The sequence below is a fragment of the Tardiphaga sp. 813_E8_N1_3 genome (genome assembly GCF_051811025.1).
GTDB lineage: Bacteria > Pseudomonadota > Alphaproteobacteria > Rhizobiales > Xanthobacteraceae > Tardiphaga.
The window spans coordinates 4,538,845-4,557,086 of the sequence record NZ_JBPWQE010000001.1 but is presented as its reverse complement, the minus strand read 5'-3'; the positions used below and the strand labels follow the sequence as shown (position 1 = coordinate 4,557,086).

General features: G+C 61.5%; 17 protein-coding genes. 12 read left to right on the top strand and 5 right to left on the bottom strand.

Annotation, left to right across the window (positions count from 1 at the left end; genetic code table 11):
- The first annotated feature begins 76 nt into the window (after positions 1 to 76).
- The 3 genes from AB8A33_RS21610 to AB8A33_RS21600 all read left to right on the top strand — a co-directional run bounded on the left by AB8A33_RS21610 (position 77) and on the right by AB8A33_RS21600 (position 1,987).
- The gene (locus AB8A33_RS21610) at positions 77 to 826 is read left to right on the top strand and encodes an AzlC family ABC transporter permease (RefSeq protein ID WP_439094646.1); all 750 of its coding nucleotides are present in this window, start codon (positions 77 to 79) and stop codon (positions 824 to 826) included.
- On the top strand, positions 823 to 1,140 hold the full coding sequence (locus AB8A33_RS21605) for an AzlD family protein (protein WP_068733575.1): 318 nt from the start codon (positions 823 to 825) through the stop codon (positions 1,138 to 1,140). The genes AB8A33_RS21610 and AB8A33_RS21605 overlap by 4 nt, the downstream gene beginning before the upstream one ends.
- Before the next feature lie 172 nt (positions 1,141 to 1,312).
- A complete protein-coding gene (locus AB8A33_RS21600) occupies positions 1,313 to 1,987 on the top strand; it encodes a TetR/AcrR family transcriptional regulator (RefSeq protein WP_089261951.1) in 675 nt (224 codons plus the stop codon).
- A gap of 69 nt (positions 1,988 to 2,056) precedes the next feature.
- On the opposite strand, the gene cycA is transcribed toward AB8A33_RS21600, so the two are convergent.
- A complete protein-coding gene (gene cycA, locus AB8A33_RS21595) occupies positions 2,057 to 2,452 on the bottom strand; it encodes a cytochrome c-550 CycA (protein ID WP_439094645.1) in 396 nt (131 codons plus the stop codon).
- Positions 2,453 to 2,655: 203 nt separating this feature from the next.
- Between cycA and AB8A33_RS21590 the strand changes: the two genes are divergently transcribed.
- From AB8A33_RS21590 to AB8A33_RS21565, 6 genes are all read left to right on the top strand, one after another.
- Positions 2,656 to 4,149, top strand: a complete 1,494-nt coding sequence (locus tag AB8A33_RS21590; RefSeq protein ID WP_439094644.1) for an FAD-linked oxidase C-terminal domain-containing protein — start codon at positions 2,656 to 2,658, stop codon at positions 4,147 to 4,149.
- A 12-nt stretch (positions 4,150 to 4,161) separates the two neighbouring features.
- Positions 4,162 to 5,400, top strand: coding sequence for an FAD-binding protein (locus AB8A33_RS21585; protein ID WP_439094643.1), 1,239 nt, complete (start codon positions 4,162 to 4,164; stop codon positions 5,398 to 5,400).
- 12 nt (positions 5,401 to 5,412) lie between these two features.
- A complete protein-coding gene (gene glcF / locus AB8A33_RS21580; protein WP_439094642.1) occupies positions 5,413 to 6,726 on the top strand; it encodes a glycolate oxidase subunit GlcF in 1,314 nt (437 codons plus the stop codon).
- 100 nt (positions 6,727 to 6,826) lie between these two features.
- The gene (locus tag AB8A33_RS21575; RefSeq protein WP_439094641.1) at positions 6,827 to 7,426 is read left to right on the top strand and encodes a hypothetical protein; all 600 of its coding nucleotides are present in this window, start codon (positions 6,827 to 6,829) and stop codon (positions 7,424 to 7,426) included.
- A gap of 466 nt (positions 7,427 to 7,892) precedes the next feature.
- Positions 7,893 to 8,897, top strand: a complete 1,005-nt coding sequence (locus AB8A33_RS21570) for a TorF family putative porin (RefSeq protein WP_439094640.1) — start codon at positions 7,893 to 7,895, stop codon at positions 8,895 to 8,897.
- 69 nt (positions 8,898 to 8,966) lie between these two features.
- The gene (locus AB8A33_RS21565) at positions 8,967 to 9,479 is read left to right on the top strand and encodes an HPP family protein (protein ID WP_439094639.1); all 513 of its coding nucleotides are present in this window, start codon (positions 8,967 to 8,969) and stop codon (positions 9,477 to 9,479) included.
- A gap of 14 nt (positions 9,480 to 9,493) precedes the next feature.
- Here AB8A33_RS21565 and AB8A33_RS21560 read toward each other — a convergent pair whose 3' ends face one another.
- Positions 9,494 to 11,239, bottom strand: coding sequence for an ABC transporter ATP-binding protein/permease (locus tag AB8A33_RS21560; RefSeq protein ID WP_439094638.1), 1,746 nt, complete (start codon positions 11,237 to 11,239; stop codon positions 9,494 to 9,496).
- Positions 11,240 to 11,516: 277 nt separating this feature from the next.
- Here AB8A33_RS21560 and AB8A33_RS21555 point away from each other — a divergent pair, with 277 nt between their 5' ends.
- The gene (locus AB8A33_RS21555; protein ID WP_439094637.1) at positions 11,517 to 13,184 is read left to right on the top strand and encodes an L-lactate permease; all 1,668 of its coding nucleotides are present in this window, start codon (positions 11,517 to 11,519) and stop codon (positions 13,182 to 13,184) included.
- 167 nt (positions 13,185 to 13,351) lie between these two features.
- Positions 13,352 to 13,747, top strand: a complete 396-nt coding sequence (locus tag AB8A33_RS21550) for an META domain-containing protein (RefSeq protein WP_439096003.1) — start codon at positions 13,352 to 13,354, stop codon at positions 13,745 to 13,747.
- 121 nt (positions 13,748 to 13,868) lie between these two features.
- Here AB8A33_RS21550 and AB8A33_RS21545 read toward each other — a convergent pair whose 3' ends face one another.
- From AB8A33_RS21545 to AB8A33_RS21535, 3 genes are all read right to left on the bottom strand, one after another.
- On the bottom strand, positions 13,869 to 15,077 hold the full coding sequence (locus AB8A33_RS21545; RefSeq protein ID WP_439094636.1) for a hypothetical protein: 1,209 nt from the start codon (positions 15,075 to 15,077) through the stop codon (positions 13,869 to 13,871).
- 202 nt (positions 15,078 to 15,279) lie between these two features.
- Entirely contained in the window at positions 15,280 to 16,935 is a 1,656-nt protein-coding gene (groL, locus tag AB8A33_RS21540; RefSeq protein WP_439094635.1) for a chaperonin GroEL, read from the bottom strand.
- A gap of 140 nt (positions 16,936 to 17,075) precedes the next feature.
- The gene (locus AB8A33_RS21535; RefSeq protein ID WP_089261928.1) at positions 17,076 to 17,372 is read right to left on the bottom strand and encodes a co-chaperone GroES; all 297 of its coding nucleotides are present in this window, start codon (positions 17,370 to 17,372) and stop codon (positions 17,076 to 17,078) included.
- 311 nt (positions 17,373 to 17,683) lie between these two features.
- Between AB8A33_RS21535 and AB8A33_RS21530 the strand changes: the two genes are divergently transcribed.
- Positions 17,684 to 18,211 (top strand): hypothetical protein, encoded by a 528-nt coding sequence (locus tag AB8A33_RS21530; RefSeq protein ID WP_439094634.1) that lies wholly within the window; start codon positions 17,684 to 17,686, stop codon positions 18,209 to 18,211.
- Positions 18,212 to 18,242: the final 31 nt, after the last annotated feature.

Sequence of the window (18,242 nt, the reverse complement as noted above, 5' to 3'; positions counted from 1 at the left end):
GAATCCGCATCGCTTGACCTGATCGCGTGATGCCCGCAGGCATGATCTCGCCTTTCGGCATCACGCGGATCAGTCGATGCACGCCACCCACATCCCTAAAGCACCAGCCTATTGGTCGACGGCTGCTATCGTGCCCGGCATCATCGCTATCGGGCCGATGCTGCCCGGCACGCTCGCTTTCGGCATGGCGTTCGGTGCGTTGTGTGCGCAGAAGAACCTCTCGCTCGTCGAAGTCGAAGTGATGATGGCGACGGTCTATGGCGGGCTATCGCAATTTGTTGCGGTGCAGTCATGGCCTGATGTTTTGACGCCGGGCGCGATCGCGACGCTGGCGCTGCTGACGCTCACGGTGAACATCCGCTTCTTCCTGATGAGTGCGACGCTGCGCCCGTGGTTCGGCACGCTGCCGGCCTGGCAGGCCTATCCGTCGATGCTGCTGGTGACCGACGGCGGCTGGCTCGCCGCGATGCGCTATCGCGATCATGGCGGGGCCGATGCGTCGTTCTATCTCGGCGGCGGTATCGTGCTGTATTTCACCTGGCTGTTTTCGGCGATCCCGGGCTTCTTGCTCGCCGAGCAACTCACTGACCCGAGAAAGTATGGCGTCGATCTGGTGATGCCGGCCTTCTATGCCGCGATGCTGGTGCCCGCATGGAAGGGTCCCCGCTGTGCCATTCCTTGGGTTGTGTCGGGCGTCGTTGCCCTCGCGGTGCATTGGTTGGTGCCCGGCTGGTGGTTCATCATCGCCGGTGCGTTGTCAGGTGCGATCAGTGCCGGGCTGATGGATGAGCCCGAGCCGCAACGTCCGACGGATGTACCCGCATGACGGAATTCTTGCGCAGCGATGTCATGATCGCTTTCGCTGTCATGACGGCGGTCACGGTGGCCTCGCGCCTCGGTGGCTACTGGCTCATGGGTTACGTCAATGTGACGCCGCGGGTGCGGCGGATGCTCGACGCATTGCCGGGTTCGATCATCGTTGCTGCCGCGCTGCCAGTGGCCGTCAACGGCGGGCCGGTGGTGGTATTCGCCATTCTGGCCGCCATGGCTGTGACCATCATCCGCCGCAACGACTTCATTGCCGTCATCACCGGCATGGCCGTGGCTGCGGCCGCCCGCGCGCTCGGATTTGGCGGCTAGGCCTACCCGAAAAGTTGAATCCCGCCATGCGCAAAACACCTTGTCAATGAGTCTGAACTAGTGTTCAGTTCTTATCGCGAGCACCTCGGAGTTCGCTCAAAACCTTGAAGTTACGCACCTTATTTGTGACAGCCGTCAGGTTGGCCAAGAGGTGCCGGGGACGAGAACGCTCATGGTTTACCGACGGACCCATCAAGTCGTGAAGCGGCTTGCGGCGCGGCGCAGCGCCATTCTGGCGGCGGCGCGCGAAACCTGTGCCGAAGGTGGCATGGCGGCGGTCCAGATCGCGCCGGTTGCGGTTCGCGCCAACGTCGCGGCGGGCACGGTCTACCGTTATTTCCCGTCCAAGGCCGATCTGATTTCTGAACTTATCGCTGACGTGTCGCGCGACGAACTCGCCGCGATCCGCCGGGCTGCGGATGCCGCGCCGGGACCGTCATCGGCGCTCGCTGCTGCGGTGACCACGGTGGCCGTGCATGTCGTCTCTCACCGCAAATTGTCGTGGGGCATCTTGGCCGAGCCGGTCGAGGTCGATGTGACGGAGTCGCGACTGGCCAGTCGCCGCGAGATCGCCGGCGAAATCGAATCCCGCATTTCAGCCGCCATTCGCGCCGGCCATTTGCCGGCGCAGGACACGGCGCTCGCAGCCGCCGCACTGCTCGGCGCGTTACATGAAGCGCTGGTCGGGCCGATGGCGCCGGACAATCTGGAGGATCAGGCCAAGCTGCGCGACGCGGTGCAGACCGTCACGCTGCTGGCGCTGCGGGCCGTCGGCGTGATGGATGCCCGTGCCCGCGGCCTCGTGGTGCAGGCCGTGTTGCCGACCAAGATGGCGGCCGGCGCCTAGCGCGTTTTCAAGCGAAGTGGGGGGCCGGTTCGCGTCAAGAAAGCGCGTCAAAACAAAAGGCTTCAGCGCCTACGGCTTGATTTTGCCGTCCTTGTCGAACTGCGCGAGGAAGGCCCAGAGGTCGTTGACCTCGGTTTCCTTCTTGATGCCAGCAAAGGCCATCTTGGTGCCCGGGATCTTGGCCTTCGGGTCCTTGATGTATTCCTTGAATGTCGCTTCATCCCAGGTGATGCCGGAATTCTTGTTGGCGTCCGAATATGAATAGCCCTCAGCGGTGCCGGATTTGCGGCCGGTCAACCCGTTGAGTTCCGGACCGACCTTGTTCTTGGCGTTTTCGCCGATGGCGTGGCAGGCGAGGCACTTGTTGAAGGAGGATTTCCCGGCGGCGACGTCCTGTGCAAGTGCGAAGGAGGAGGCGGTCGAGGCGGCGAGGACGATCAGGGCGCCGAACGTGACAGACTTCATGGATGGCTCTTTTTTGTTTGTTGGCTTTCCAGTTTAGTTTGTTGCACACGCCCCGAGTAGTCCACAAGTGCGATGGCGGCCGTCGCGCGTTCCGGCGCATGTGACGCGTCATGCTTTGGTAAGCTACCCAAAGCCGCCCGGACGTGGTTGATTCATTGCAAGGCAGCCGAGCGATCGCTGCGATCTTCGGGAGTGCGCGTTCAATGACCATCATGATGCCTGCGGCGGATCAGGCTGTCCTCGCAAGGCGCGAGGCCATTATCGCTGCATTGCGAAAGCTGGTGCCGGGTGAGGGCGTGATTTCCAGTGCTGCGGAAATGCTGCCCTATGAGTCGGATGGGCTGATGGCCTATCGCCAGCCGCCGATGGTCGTCGTGTTGCCGGATACGACTGAGCAAGTCTCCAAAGTTCTGAAATATTGTCACGACAACGGCATCAAGGTCGTGCCGCGCGGTTCCGGCACGTCACTATCCGGTGGCGCGCTGCCGCTGGCCGACGCGGTGCTGCTTGGTCTCGGCAAGTTCAAGCGCGTGCGCGAGATCGATTTCGACAACCGCGCCGTGGTCGTCGAGCCCGGCGTCACCAATCTCGCCATCAGTCAGGCGGTGGCGCATGCAGGCTTCTACTACGCGCCGGATCCATCGTCCCAGATCGCCTGTTCGATCGGCGGCAATGTCGCGGAGAATTCCGGCGGCGTGCACAGCCTCAAATACGGCATGACCACCAACAATCTGCTCGGCTGCGAGATCGTATTGATGTCGGGCGAAGTCATTCGCGTTGGCGGCAAGACCGCAGAGACATCGGGCTACGACCTGATGGGGATCATTACCGGCTCCGAAGGTCTGCTGGGTGTCATCACCGAAATCACCGTGCGCATCCTGCAGAAGCCGGAAACAGCGCGTGCGCTGATGATCGGCTTTGCCGAGGTCGAGCATGCCGGCCAATGCGTTGCCGATGTCATTAGCGCCGGCATCATTCCCGGCGGCATGGAGATGATGGACAAGCCGGCGATCCATGCGGCGGAAGCGTTTGTGCATGCAGGCTATCCGCTCGATGTCGAAGCGCTGCTGATCATCGAACTCGATGGCCCTAGTGTCGAGGTCGACGAACTCATCAAGCGCGTCGAGAAGATCGCGCTCGGCTGCGGCTCGACCACCTGCCAGATATCGACCTCCGAACAGGAACGCCTGCTGTTCTGGTCCGGCCGCAAGGCGGCATTCCCTGCCGTCGGTCGTATCTCGCCGGATTATCTCTGCATGGACGGCACGATTCCTCGCGCGGCTTTGCCGCTCGTCCTGCGCCGCATGAAGGAGATGTCTGCAAAATACGGCCTCGGCGTCGCCAACGTGTTTCATGCCGGCGACGGCAATCTGCATCCGCTGATCCTTTACGACGCGAACAAGCCGGGCGAGTTGCAACTCGCGGAAGATTTCGGCGCAGATATTCTGAGGCTGTGCGTCGAGGTCGGCGGCGTGCTGACCGGCGAACACGGCGTCGGCATCGAAAAGCGCGACCTGATGCCGGAGATGTTCAGCGAGGTCGATCTCAATCAACAGCAACGCATCAAATGCGCGTTCGACGCGCAGGGTCTACTCAATCCCGGCAAGGTGTTCCCGACATTGCATCGCTGTGCGGAACTTGGCCGTGTGCACGTGCATGGCGGCAAGCTCGCTTTTCCTGATTTGCCGCGATTTTAGTTGGACGTTTCCGTGGATATTTTGAAAGTCAGAGACGCTCAGGACGTCGAGCAGGCGGTGCGCGCGGCGATCGCCAGCGAGCAGCCGCTGGAGATTGTCGGTCATGGCAGCAAGCGCATGGTCGGCCAGCCGGTGGCGACCAATGCGGTGCTTGATGTGTCAGCGCTGAACGCGGTGACGTCCTATGAGCCGAACGAATTGATCCTCACCGTACAGGCCGGCGCTCCCATGGCCGACGTGCTGTCACTGATCGATTCCAAGAATCAGCAGTTTTCGTTCGAGCCGATGAACACGTCACAGCTCCTGGGCACGCCGGATATAGGCACCATCGGAGGCATGATCTCGGTCGGGCTCGCCGGGCCACGGCGCATTCAGGCCGGCGGCGCGCGCGATCATCTGCTCGGCGTGCATGCGGTGTCCGGCTTCGGCGACAGCTACAAGGCTGGCGGTCGGGTGGTGAAGAACGTCACCGGCTACGATGTCTGCAAGCTGCTTGCCGGTGCGTGGGGCACGCTGTCCGTGATGACGGAGGTGACCCTCAAGGTCATGCCGCGGGCGGAGAGCGAGCGCACGCTGGTGCTGTGCGGGCTCGATGATATCGCAGCCAACAAGGCGATGACCGTGGCGTTGGGGTCGCCATTCGATGTGTCGGGTGCGGCGCATCTGCCGGGCTCGGCGTTGCGCACTACGCAGGGGACGCTTGGCGAGATCGCGTCGCCCGACCAGTCGGTCACGCTGATCCGCCTTGAAGGTATCACCGCGTCCGCGTCGCAGCGCGCGGTGTCACTGAGCACGACGCTGAAGTCCTTCGGCGTGGCCGAGATACTTGAAGACGCTGCATCCGCGGTATTGTGGGCGGCTGTCCGTGACGTGACGCCGTTTGCGGCAAGCGGGCCCCGTGCGATGTGGCCGGTGTGGCGCATCGTGACGCCGCCGGCATCCGGCGGTGCGCTTGGCCAAGCTATCGCCAAGGGCTCGCAAGGCGAGGTCCTCTATGATTGGGGCGGCGGGTTGATCTGGGCTGCACTACCGCCATCGGCCGATGCGCAGGCAGTGCAACTCCGCAAGCTGGTCAATGCAGCCGGTGGCCATGCGACGCTGATCCGCGCGCCGGAAGATGTGCGCCGTGCGGTCGACGTGTTTCACCCGCAGCCCCAGGGCATTGCTGCGCTCGGCGAGCGAGTGCGCAACAGTTTCGATCCAAAAAACATTCTCAATCGCGGCCGGATGTCGCGTGGACTTGGTACTTGAAAGACTTGTGGCATGAAGACCGAATTCACTCCGACCCAGCTGGCCGATCCGGATATTGCCGAGGCCGACAAGATCCTGCGCAAATGCGTACATTGCGGATTCTGCACGGCGACCTGTCCGACCTATGTGCTGCTCGGCGACGAACTCGATAGTCCGCGCGGCCGCATCTACCTGATCAAGGAGATGCTGGAAAAGGATCAGAAGCCGACTCAGGAGGTGGTCAAGCATGTCGATCGTTGCCTCTCTTGCCTCGCCTGCATGACGACCTGCCCGTCCGGCGTGAACTACATGCATCTGGTCGATCAGGCGCGGGTCAAGATAGAGAAGGACTATACCCGGCCGCTCTCCGAGCGGTTGCTGCGTGACGTGCTGGCCTGGGTGCTGCCGCGTCCTGGTCTGTTTCGCCTGAGCATGATCATGGCCCGGCTGGCGCGACCGCTGGCGGTGCTGCTGCCCTCGACCAGCAAGCAATCCAACCCGAACCTGCTTAGCCGCGTAAAGGCGATGCTGACCATGGCGCCGGCACAGCTCCCCGCCGCTGGCCCGTCCGGCGGCAGCGTCTTTCCTGCTATCGGCGCTCGCCGTGGCCGTGTCGCACTCCTGCAGGGCTGCGCCCAGCAGGTGCTGGCGCCGCGGATCAACCAGGCCGCCATCAGCCTTTTGACCCGCCATGGCGTGGAGGTCGTGCTGGTCCGGGACGAACAGTGCTGCGGTGCGCTGACCCATCATCTCGGCCGCGACGGGGATGCGCTGGCGCGGGCCAGGGCCAATATCGGCGTCTGGCTCGGGGAGGCAGACCGGGGCGGTCTCGACGCCATCCTGGTCACGGCGTCCGGCTGTGGAACCGTCATCAAGGACTATGGCTACATGCTGCGCGAGGACTTGGAGTTTGCCGCGCCGGCCGCCAAGGTCTCTGCGCTGGCGAAGGATATCAGCGAGTATGTCAGCGCTATGGATCTGCCAAAGCCTGACAAACAAAGCGACCTCGTCGTCGCCTATCACTCGGCGTGTTCGCTGCAGCATGGGCAGAAAATCACACAGGCTCCCAAAGAATTGCTTTCCAAGAATGGATTCGTGGTGAAAGATATCCCAGAGAGCCATTTGTGTTGCGGTTCGGCGGGGACGTACAACATTCTCCAGCCTGATATTGCGAGTCGGTTGCGCGATCGAAAGGTCGCCAACATCGCGATGGTCAAGCCGGATATCATCGCTGCCGGCAACATCGGCTGCATGGTTCAGATCGCCGGAGGGACGTCAGTCCCGGTCGTACATACGATTGAGCTACTCGATTGGGCGACAGGCGGTCCCAGGCCAGGATTGAACTGATCTAATTGTGACATTGGCCCCGCGTTAAACTGGCCCCGCGCTGGCGCGGAAGACTTGAAACGCTGGTCCCTTTTGGATCGGCGCCAACAGGAGGACCACGATGGCTAAAGGCAAGAAGTCGAAGAAAGACAAGAAGGACAAGAAAAAGAAGAAGCTTCTGACGGCGGCGAAGCCCGCGAAGAAGTCCTCCAAGAAGTCAGTCAAGAAATCTGCGAAAAAGACTGTGAAAAAAGCGGCCAAGAAGGCTGCGAAGAAATCAGCCAAGAAGACGGTGAAGAAGGCGGCCAAGAAAGCCACCAAGAAGACCGTTAAGAAAGCCGCGAAGAAGTCTGCCAAGAAGGCGCCGAAGAAAGCTTCCGCCAAAAAGGCAGTGAAGAAGGCGGCGCCGAAAAAGGCTGCCAAGAAAGCGACACCGAAGAAAGCTGCCAAGAAGGCCGTAAAGGTTCCTTCCGCGCTCCTGACAAGTACGGCGCCCGCGCCGGCCGTGGTCGAAGCTTCCGCACCGGTTGCCATGCCGCCGAAGCCGCCGCGCAAGCCGCGTGCTCCCAAGCCCAAGCCGGTCGCACCGGCAATCGCTGAGACACCGAGCTGGGCGACGCCGGAGCATGATCCGTCACCGGTCGAAGGGCACTCGTCCGACGAGACGACGGCAATCGAATCTCCCGGCGATACGTCGCCCGATCACGACGAAACCAGATAGTCGAACCGGATTAAGTCCGCGTTCGTGACTCGCCGATAGACTCCGGAAAACCGCAGCGCTCGCCGCTGCGGTTTTTTGCTTGGTCTGGCTCTGTCCGCATAGCGTGTCTCAACCGATGCCGGGTGTCCCGAATTTGCGGGCGATTCGAACGATCCTGTCTAACAAGCCCTGAAGGGGGATCAATCTGCTTGCGACCTAGCGGAGATCCGCAATTCCCAGCCACTGATAATTCCTTTGTGCGGTATTTTTGGACTGGAATCCCTCCAAAACCGTTGTGCTTTTGCAACACCGCGCCACAACCTCTCACGGAAACGTCAGAACGCCTATTAAGGCGGCACTTGCTCGTTTTTTTTCCTTCACCACTCCGGCTTTGCGCCTCAAAGTTGCGTTCAGTCGATGAATTTCGCGGTCTCGCCGTCTTTCGGACACGGAACTGCCTCTGGTTTCAAAAGTGATGGGGAATGTCATGAAGAAGATTGTTGTCGCCTCTGCTGCGGTGCTCGCCATGGGGATGAGCGCGGCTTCCGCAGCCGATCTGGGCGCGAAGATGTACAAGAAGGCGCCTCCGATTGTGGCCGCTTTCGATCCTTGGGACATCGCGTTCGGTTCGTCGATCACCAACGACTACGTCTTCCGTGGCATCACCCAGTCGAACCACAAACCGTCGGTCACCGCTTACTTCGAGCCGCGCTACAACGTCACTAAGGATGTCCAGCTCTACGCAGGTGTGTCGGGTTCGAGCATTTCGTTCACCAACCGCGCCTCGATGGAACTCGACGGCTACGTCGGTATCCGCCCGACCTGGGGTGCGGCCGCGTTTGACTTCGGCTTCTGGTACTATGGTTATCCCGGCGGTCAGTGCATCGACTCCGTCCAGGGTGGCCAGGCAGGTGTTTGCGGCGCGAACTCGGGTGCCAATGCGCTGCTGAACGGCAACGTCCTCAAGAAGGATGTGAGCTTCTATGAAGCCTATGCGAAGCTCAACTACACCTTCAATGACTACTTCTCGCTCGGCGGTAACGCTTACTACACCCCGAGCTACCTGAATTCGGGTGCTGACGGTACCTACGCTTCGATCACCGGTAAGGCGATCGCTCCGTCGACTTGGTTCGGTTCGTCGGGCGTCGGCATGTATGTGTCGGGTGAATTTGGTCGTCAGTGGCTGGGCGTGACGGACGCCTTCTATTCGATCCCGCTCGGCCTCGGCAACGGCGGCATCAAGTATCCGGATTACAATACCTGGAACGTCGGCATCGGCTTCACCTATAAGGTCTTCACGCTCGACCTGCGCTACAGCGACACCAACATGTCGAAGGGTGATTGTAACGCATTCACCGGCGACTTCACTGCAAGCCAGACCGGCTTTGTCACTGCCATCAATCCGGCTCCTGGCATTGGCTCAAACTGGTGCGGCGCGACCGGCATCGTCAAGCTCTCGGCTGACCTGACCGCGATGTCGAACCTGAAGTAAGAACTTCGACTGAGATCGAAGGGGCGGCAGAGCAATCTGCCGCCCCTTTTCTTTTGGGACAGAGCTTCCATGAATCGGGACTGGTTGCGGCGCGCAGCGAAGACGATCCGTCGCAATAATCATCGCAATGCGCTGGCCGGCGCCGTTGCCGGGCTGGGGGCGGGAATTGCCATCGGTGTGATGGAGTTCTTCTCGGCAGTTGCGCATTATCCGCTGGTCATCATCCCTTTTGCGACCTCGATCGTCCTCGTGATCGGCTCTCCGGAAGCCGAACCGGCACAGCCGCGCGCGCTGATCGGAGGACACCTGATCGCGACGCTGGTGGGGCTGGCGGTGCTCAAACTGACGGGGCCGCATGCCTGGGCGGCCGCCATGGCAGTCGGTCTTGCCGTGCTGGCGATGTATGTCACCGGCACATTCCACCCGCCTGCCGGGATCAACCCGTTGCTTGTCGTGTCTCACGCACTACCGTGGACGTTCCTGCTCGCGCCGGTGCTGGTCGGCGCGCTGCTGCTCGCGAGCTTCACCTTTGTGTGGCATCGCTATGCGGCAGGCCGGGACTGGCCGCGGCACTGGCTTTAGAGGAGCGCCATTCCTCAGGCGGTTTCCGCCCTGGTCTTTGCATCTCCCAGCGCGAAGTGATCGCCGGACCGCGTTAGCGACACCTTGCGCTGATGCAAGGCATCGAGCGTGTTGCGGTGGCCGATCGACACGATGGTCGTGCCCGGTAGTTTGTCTTCGAGCAGCCGATAAAGTGCTTCTTCCGAGGGTTCGTCGAGCGACGCGGTAGCTTCATCCAGGAAGAGGTATTGCGGCTTTTGCAGCAACGCGCGGGCGACGCCGAGACGCTGTTGTTCACCGAGCGACAGCATACGATTCCAGTGGCCATCTTCGTCTAGCCGGGTCGCCAGTGCAGGCAGACCCACGGCCCTGACGGCATCGGCGACCTCCTGTGGGCTAAAGGCGTCGGTCTCGGCAGGATAGGCCACCGCATCCTGCAATGTACCGACCGGAAAATACGGCCGCTGCGGCAGCATCATGATCGCCGCATCCGCGGGGATGGAGATCTTGCCTTTGCCGAAGGGCCAGATGCCGGCGATGGCGCGAAACAGCGTGGATTTTCCGGAGCCCGATGGGCCCGTAAACAGTGTGCGCTCCCCGCGGCGGAAGCTGAAACCCGGCGTCTGCACCATGGGAGTGCCATTGGGGAGGGTGAGCGTCAGATCGCTCAGCGCGATGTCACTGGTGCCGGTCTCAGTGGCGTGAACGATATCAGCCTTGGTCGTCAGCGCCTGTACGTTGGCAATGGCTGTCTCGAAGCCATCAAGGCGCATCACGCCGGACTGCCATTCCGCCAGTGTGCGATAGGCTGTGACGAAGAATGATAGCGCACCCTGCACGGTGCCGAACGCATCCGCGGTCTGCATCACGGCACCGAGCTGAACCTTTTCCGCAAAATAGGCTGGCGCGACCAGAACATATGGCAGGATGATCGCGATCTGCTGATAGCTGACCGTGAAGGATGTCAGCTTCTTGGTGCGGCGCATGATGTCGATCCAGTTGCCGACGACCAGCTGGAAGCGGGTCGAGAGTCGCTGGCGCTCGATCGGTTCGCCGCGCAGCAGAGCGATCTGCTCGGCATTTTCGCGCGCACGCACCAGATTGAAGCGGAAGTCCGCTTCATAGCGCTGCTGCTGGAAATTCAGTGCCATCAATGGGGCGCCGATATAGTGCGTCAACGCGGTGCCGATCACGGCATAGACGAGCGCGCCCCAGACGAGATAGCCGGGAATCGGGATATCCCGACCGAACATATGCAGCGGCGCCGCGTCGGACAGGCCCCACAGGATGATCACGAAGGAGACCAACGTAACGATCGAACTCAGCAGGCCGATGCCGATGTCGAGCGTCTTCTCCACGAACAGCTTCACGTCTTCGGCGATGCGCTGATCCGGGTTGTCGGCAGCATCGCCCTGCAGCTGCATGCGATAGTGGTTGGCATCGGCGAGCCAGTTGCCGAGATAGCGCTCGGTCATCCAGCGCCGCCAGCGGATCTGGAGCCACTGGTTGAGGTAGAGCTGATAGACCTTGAGTGCGATGTTGATCGCGGCAAGCACGCTGAAGTAAGCGAGCTGATAGGTGAAGACGTCGAGGTTTCTGTCCTGCAGTGCGTTGTAGAAGGTGTTGTTCCAGCGATTGAACAGAACGCTGAGACCGACCACCGCCAGCTCGATGGCGATCACCGCCGTGAGGAGTCCGAGTCCCGCCCATTTATCCTCGGAACGAAAATAAGGAACCGCGATCCGCCAGACGGTCGCGAGCGTGGAGCGGATGTTATTCACAGGTCGTCTCCGGAAGGAGGGCCCTAAGCCCTTAAGATCAGAAATGAATTCCAGCGTTTAGACTAAAGTAGCTGGTTTGATGGCCTGCGGCACCTTGTCGCGAAACTGTGATTCACCCTAGCATGACCAAAAGCGAAGCATGGGGGCCTCGCCTTCGCGTAGCCTATGGGCGCTATCGGCTTTGACCGATCGTGGATGCCCTCGCAAGTGAACAATCAGCAATTTGCCGATCGATAACGATCGAGCCGCTGCAATAATATAAAGGGGGAGAACGACCATGTGGAATCAGGTCTACAATCCATTCAATAGCTCCGCGATCTCGACGCTTGTAGCCGCGATACCGGTGGTCGTCCTGCTGGTGCTAATCGCCACCAACAAGGTCAAGGCGCATATCGCTGCGATCATCGCGCTGGTGCTGGCCAATCTTGTGGCGATCTACGCATTCACGATGCCTGCCAACATGTCGCTTCGCGCATCTGCGCTCGGTATCGTCACCGGCTTCTTCCCGATTGGCTGGATCGTCCTCAACGTCATCTTCATGTATCGCCTCACGGTCGATAGCGGTCGCTTCGAGGTGCTGCAGCGCGCCATCGGCGGCGTCACCAATGACCGCCGCCTGCAGATCCTGCTGATCGCGTTTTCGTTCGGCGCATTCTTCGAGGGCGCGTCGGGCTTCGGTACGCCGGTGGCCGTCACCGGTGCCGTGCTGATCGGCCTCGGCTTCTCGCCGCTGGCAGCATCGGGCCTGTCGCTGATCGCGAACACCGCGCCCGTCGCTTATGGCGCGCTCGGCACGCCGATCCAGGGCCTCGCCACTGTCACCGGCTTCGATCCCTTCGTTCTGGGTGCGATGGTCGGTCGGCAGTTGCCGGTCTTCTCGATGATCGTCCCGTTCTGGGTGGTCTGGGCCTTCGCCGGCTGGAAGGGCATGAAGGAAGTCTGGCCCGCCATCCTCGTCACCGCGCTCTCCTTCGCGATCCCGCAATTCGTGATCTCGAACTTCATCAATCCGTGGATCGTTGACATCGGCGCCTCGCTGATCTCGATGGGCGCGTTGATCCTGTTCCTGAAGGTCTGGCAGCCCAAAACGATCTGGACCTCGGCTGCGTTGCGCCAGCACGACGACTCCGCATCCACTGTGCCGCCGGTGAAGCCGATGAGCACGGAGAAGCTGACCTCGGCTCAGGTCTGGAGTGCACTGACCCCGTGGATCATCCTCTGCGTTATCCTGCTGGTCTGGGGCACCAACTGGTTCAAGGGGATCGTCAATCCGATCTTCTCCTGGAATTTTCCAGTGCCTGAGCTGCACAACATGATCAACAAGGTGCCGCCGGTGGCCGCCAAGCCGACGCCGGAAGGCGCGGTGTTCGCGTTCACTTACGTTTCCTATACCGGCAGCGGCATGTTGCTGGCTGCGATCATCTCCGGCTTCATCATGGGCTTCTCGCCTGCGAAGATGATTGTGGAATATGGCCGCACCATCAAGATCTGCGCCTACTCGCTGATCACCATCTCGGCGATGCTGGCCATCGGCACGCTCACGCGCCTGTCGGGCGTCGACGCGACGCTCGGTCTGGCCTTCGCCGCGACCGGCGTGCTGTACCCGTTCTTCGGCACACTGCTTGGCTGGCTCGGCGTGGCGCTCACCGGTTCGGACACTGCGTCGAACGTGCTGTTTGGCAACCTGCAGAGGATCACGTCCGAACAGCTCGGTCTGTCGCCGATCCTGATGAGCGCGGCGAACTCGTCCGGTGGCGTGATGGGCAAGATGATCGACGCGCAATCGATCGTTGTGGCGTCCACCGCGACCAACTGGTTCGGGCATGAGGGCACAATCCTGCGCTTCGTGTTCTGGCACTCGATCGTGCTGGCCTGCATGGTCGGCCTGTTCGTGATGCTGCAGGCCTATGTCTATCCGTTTACGCTGATGGTTCTGGCGCCGTAGGGCGCACGCAACGTCACAATGACGAATCCCCGTGGCTGCAAGGCCGCGGGGATTTTTCGTTGTCGCGCCATATTGTTTCCCGACGGTTCTGGTCAACCAGCGCGGCCGCGCGTAGAACCGCGGCCATTGTCGCCGATCCCATCACGCCGAGAATTCATATGACTGCCATGACCACTTTACTGCGGGCCGCTCTTGCCGGTGCTGCGTTTCTGACTGCCGTCCCTGTGCATGCCGCCGACGAGTTTCCATTCGGCATGGAAATGACCCTGGATGCGCAGCGTCAGCCCGGCTCGAAGCGGATTCCCAATCTGGAAATCGGCGACGCCGGCGAGGCGCGCGTGGAGTTGTGGTGCAAGGGCGGAAAGGGCCAGTTCTCGGTCGCCGGCAATACGGTCGTCTTCGTGGCCGGCGCGATGGATAATCGCAGCTGTTCAGATGCGCAGGCCACGCTGGATGATCAGCTACTTGTCGATCTCGGCGCGGCCACCAATTGGCAGCGGCGGGGTGACAGTGTGACGTTCGTCGGTCCGAAGTCACTGCGGTTTCGGTTGAATACGAACTGATAGCTCGAGCTGCGCAGGCGCTCCACTTCCCCTCTTCCCTTGCGGGAGAGGGTGGATCGAACGGACGAAGTGCGTTCGAGACGGAAGTGCGTTCGAGACGGGAGAGGGGAAGTAGCGGCGCTCACTTCCAGTTCGAATTATCTGCATCCCAACGCTGTGCCTTGAACTCCGCCGCGACGGCTGCAACCGCGCCGTTGTCATCGCGCGGATCGCCTTCTTCATCGGCCGTCGGCGAATCCGCGAGAGCCAGCTTCGCACCCGAAGTTTCATCCGCGGTCGTCACTGACGGTGTGCTGATCCACAGGATGAGCTTATCCGTCGTGCCGGGCTTATCGGGGGCGATGATCGCGCTGACTTCGACCGTCTCCGTCAATTCGAGCGCCGGCAGAACCTGACTCGGGCGCTTGAAGGTCAGCTTGAGCTTTCCGGTCTCATCATCCCATGAGCTGGCCGCAGGTTTGCCCGACATGGTCCTGGCGAGCACATTCGCCAGCGCAATTGCAATCTTGTCGCGATTGATCTTGTCGCCATCGCGCCAGTCGGCGGCTGCAAAGCGAACGGTACGGTCCATGTCGATAGCGCCTGTGGTCCAGCCCACATTAACGACGCCGGGATAGGTCTTGGTTTTGGCGACGAAAGCCGCGGCGCGTTCTGGATCGATGGCGAGGCTGATGACCTGCTCGCCGGCGCGCAGTGCATCGCACGACACCGCAAGACTATTGAGCGCGACTTCGACGCTTTGCCCACGCAGCGTGCGCACGAAATCGAGCGCCGCTTCGAGCTTGATCTTGACCGCGATCGCTTCGGGGGAGACTTCGGTGAAATCCTTCGGCGCGGGCGCGATATTGTCCTCGGTAGACTGGTTGTCCTGGAATTCCTTCTCGCTCTGATCGGAATTGTCCGAGGAGGTCACGTTGTTGCTGGTCTGACCGACCGAGATCTGTCCCTTGAATTCGAACGTGTCGCCGGTCGGCCGGCGGTTCAGCTTGATGGTCACCGGCAGCTTGTCGACCTGGGTCTGCGTTGCGCCGGTCAGCGTCGAACCACTGACCGTGAGATTGGCGACGAAGCGATCCTTGCGGTCGCTGCCCTTCTCGGCGGGATAGCAGACATCAAGCGTCGCGGCCGTGACGGCCTTGCCCTGCCGCGTCTCCCGCAGGATGACGTCGGCATTGCCGTTCATGACGCCGTCGATCGAGGTGAAATAGCGCGTCTCGGGGCCTGCCGGCTGGCTCTTCGGCGCGGCTTTTACCTGCGCGAAGGCGTGGTGGACGGTCGCAACCGAGGCGGTGACCGTAAGGCCGAGCAGACAAAGATGAAGCGCGCGCATTTCAAAAGTCCCTGGAGGTTATCGACGTGTCTCCGGGCGGATTTATCTGATTCCGCCCATGTGAGATCAATCACGGGATTGAATCAGAACCGCGACCGAGGTGAAAGGCCATAAGTCGCAGGCATGACGCGTGGCAGGCAAAAAAAGAAGGCCGCCCGGAGGCGGCCTTCGATCACAATGCAGTTGAGCGTGAAAGCAGGGCTTAGAAGCCCATGCCTCCCATCCCGCCCATGCCACCCATACCGCCGCCACCGCCCGGCATCGCTGGTGCAGCTTCCTTCGGCAGTTCGGCGACCATGGCTTCGGTGGTCACCAGCAGGCCGGCAACCGAGGCGGCGTCCTGCAGTGCAGTACGCACCACCTTGGCCGGATCGATGATGCCCTTGGCGACCATATCGACATAGGTTTCGGTCTGCGCGTCGAAGCCGAAGGTCTCGGACTTCTCGTCCAGGATCTTGCCGACCACGATCGAACCTTCAACGCCGGCATTCTCGGCGATCTGGCGGATCGGAGCTTCCAGCGCCTTCAGCACGATGTTGATACCGGCCTGAACGTCGGCGTTGTCATTGGTGAGACGGCCGACGGCCTTCTTGGCGCGAAGAAGGGCGGTACCGCCGCCGGGGACGATGCCTTCCTGAACGGCCGCACGGGTCGCGTTCAGCGCGTCATCCACGCGATCCTTCTTTTCCTTCACTTCGACTTCGGTCGCGCCGCCGACGCGGATCACCGCGACGCCGCCAGCCAGCTTGGCCAGACGCTCCTGCAGCTTCTCACGGTCGTAGTCCGAGGTGGTTTCCTCGATCTGCGCCTTGATCTGATTGACGCGGGCTTCGATCGCCGGCTTCTTGCCAGCGCCGTTGACGACGGTGGTGTTTTCCTTGTCGATCACGACCTTCTTGGCGCGGCCGAGCATGGCGAGCGTCACGCTTTCCAGCTTCATGCCGAGATCTTCCGAGACGAGCTGACCGCCGGTCAGGATCGCAAGGTCTTCCAGCATCGCCTTGCGGCGATCGCCGAAACCCGGTGCCTTGACGGCAGCAACCTTGAGGCCACCGCGCAGGCGGTTGACGACGAGGGTGGCGAGGGCTTCGCCTTCGACGTCTTCAGCAATGATCAGCAGCGGCTTGCCCGACTGCACCACGGCTTCGAGCACCGGCAGCATGGCCTGCAGGCTGGAGATCTTCTTCTCGACGAGCAGGACGTACACGTCCTCGAGCTCGGCCGTCATCTTCTCGGCATTGGTGACGAAGTAGGGCGACAGGTAGCCGCGATCGAACTTCATGCCCTCGACGATGTCGACTTCGGTCTCGAGCGACTTGTTCTCTTCAACCGTGATGACGCCTTCGTTGCCGACCTTCTGCATTGCCTGGGCGATCATCTTGCCGATGGCGGCGTCGCCGTTGGCGGAGATGGTGCCGACCTGAGCGACTTCAGCCGAAGACGCAACCGGCTTGGCGCGCTTGGTGATGTCCTTGATGACGGCGGCAACGGCGATATCGATGCCGCGCTTGAGGTCCATCGGGTTCATGCCGGCTGCAACCGACTTGGCGCCTTCACGGACGATGGCCTGGGCCAGCACGGTAGCGGTGGTGGTACCGTCGCCTGCGGTGTCGTTGGTCTTCGAGGCGACTTCGCGCAGCATCTGCGCGCCCATGTTCTCGAACTTGTCCTCGAGCTCGATCTCCTTGGCGACGGTGACGCCGTCCTTGGTGATGCGCGGAGCGCCGAACGACTTCTCGATCACGACATTGCGGCCCTTCGGACCGAGCGTGACCTTGACGGCGTTGGCGAGAATGTCGACGCCGCGCAGCATGCGATCGCGTGCGTCTCCGGAGAATTTAACGTCTTTGGCTGCCATGTGAGATGACTCCTAACTGATGAATTTGAAACTCCGTCATCACCGGGCTCGTCCCGGTGATCCACGCCTTGCTTGCTGAGCAGAAGGCGTGGATGGCCGGGACAAGCCCGGCCATGACAGCGTGTGTGAGACTGAACGCCTTAGGCGATCACGCCCATGATGTCCGACTCCTTCATGATGAGGAGTTCTTCGCCGTCGAGTTTGATCTCGGTGCCCGACCACTTGCCGAACAGAACCTTGTCGCCGACCTTGATGTCGATCGGGATCAGCTTGCCGGCTTCGTCGCGACCGCCGGGGCCGACGCCGACAACTTCGCCTTCAGACGGCTTTTCCTTGGCGCTGTCCGGGATGATGATGCCGCCCTTGGTCTTCTCGTCGGCAACGATGCGCTTGACGACGACGCGGTCGTGCAGCGGGCGGAATTTGGTCTTGGCCATGGGAGTGTCCCTTTAGGGTTTGCGATTTCGTTGCCATCTCGGAGGCGGGCGGGAATCCAGCCGGAACGCTCGGGGCGGCCGGCTCATTCCCTTAGCAATCGCGCTCCGGGAGTGCTAATTGAGCGTCCGGGAAATATGGCCAGACGCTTTTTGAGTCAAGCGAGGCCTTAAGGCCTTGGTGAGGCCAATATAGGATGATCTGGAAACCATAATGGAGAGTCGGCGTAATTCTGCCGACCTCATTGCGCCGTCAGGTGTTTTGCGCTTGGCTGCCGGGACGGGCAGCCGGGGAATTTGCTCTAGGGGATAATATGATCAGGTCACGCTACGCCCGCACGGTTGCCCATCTGGCGATCGTTTCAACTTTGGCGCTGTCATTGGGCGGGTGCGGCACGTCTGGTGGATTGGGCGGGTTCAGCTTTGGGAACTCGCAGCCGACACCGCCGCCGGAGCCCCCGCCGGCGCCGGAACTGCCAGCCTCGATCCGCTCGGAAGAACTCGTTGGCCGCTGGGGTCTGGCATCCTATATGAATCCCAACGATCGCGTTCGCACCGAGAATGCCGCGCGCGGCCAGTGCAAGCAGCCCTATATCATCGGCCAGGGCGCTACCGGCGGCGTCATCATGCATCTCGCCGACGAGGCGACGCCGCAGGAATTGCGCCTCAAGGGCTCACCGAGCGGCAAGAACTATATCGGCCCGGCTGGTCCCGCCGGTGGCGAGAAGGATCGCGAGATCGTCTCCTTCGACGGCCGGATTCTCGTCACGCGCTTCATCGATAAGGACGCTGCGGTCCGCTACGGCAACATGGTCTATGTCCGTTGCGCACCCAAGGCGTGAGCTGATAAGGCGTGACCTGAGGTGTAAGGCG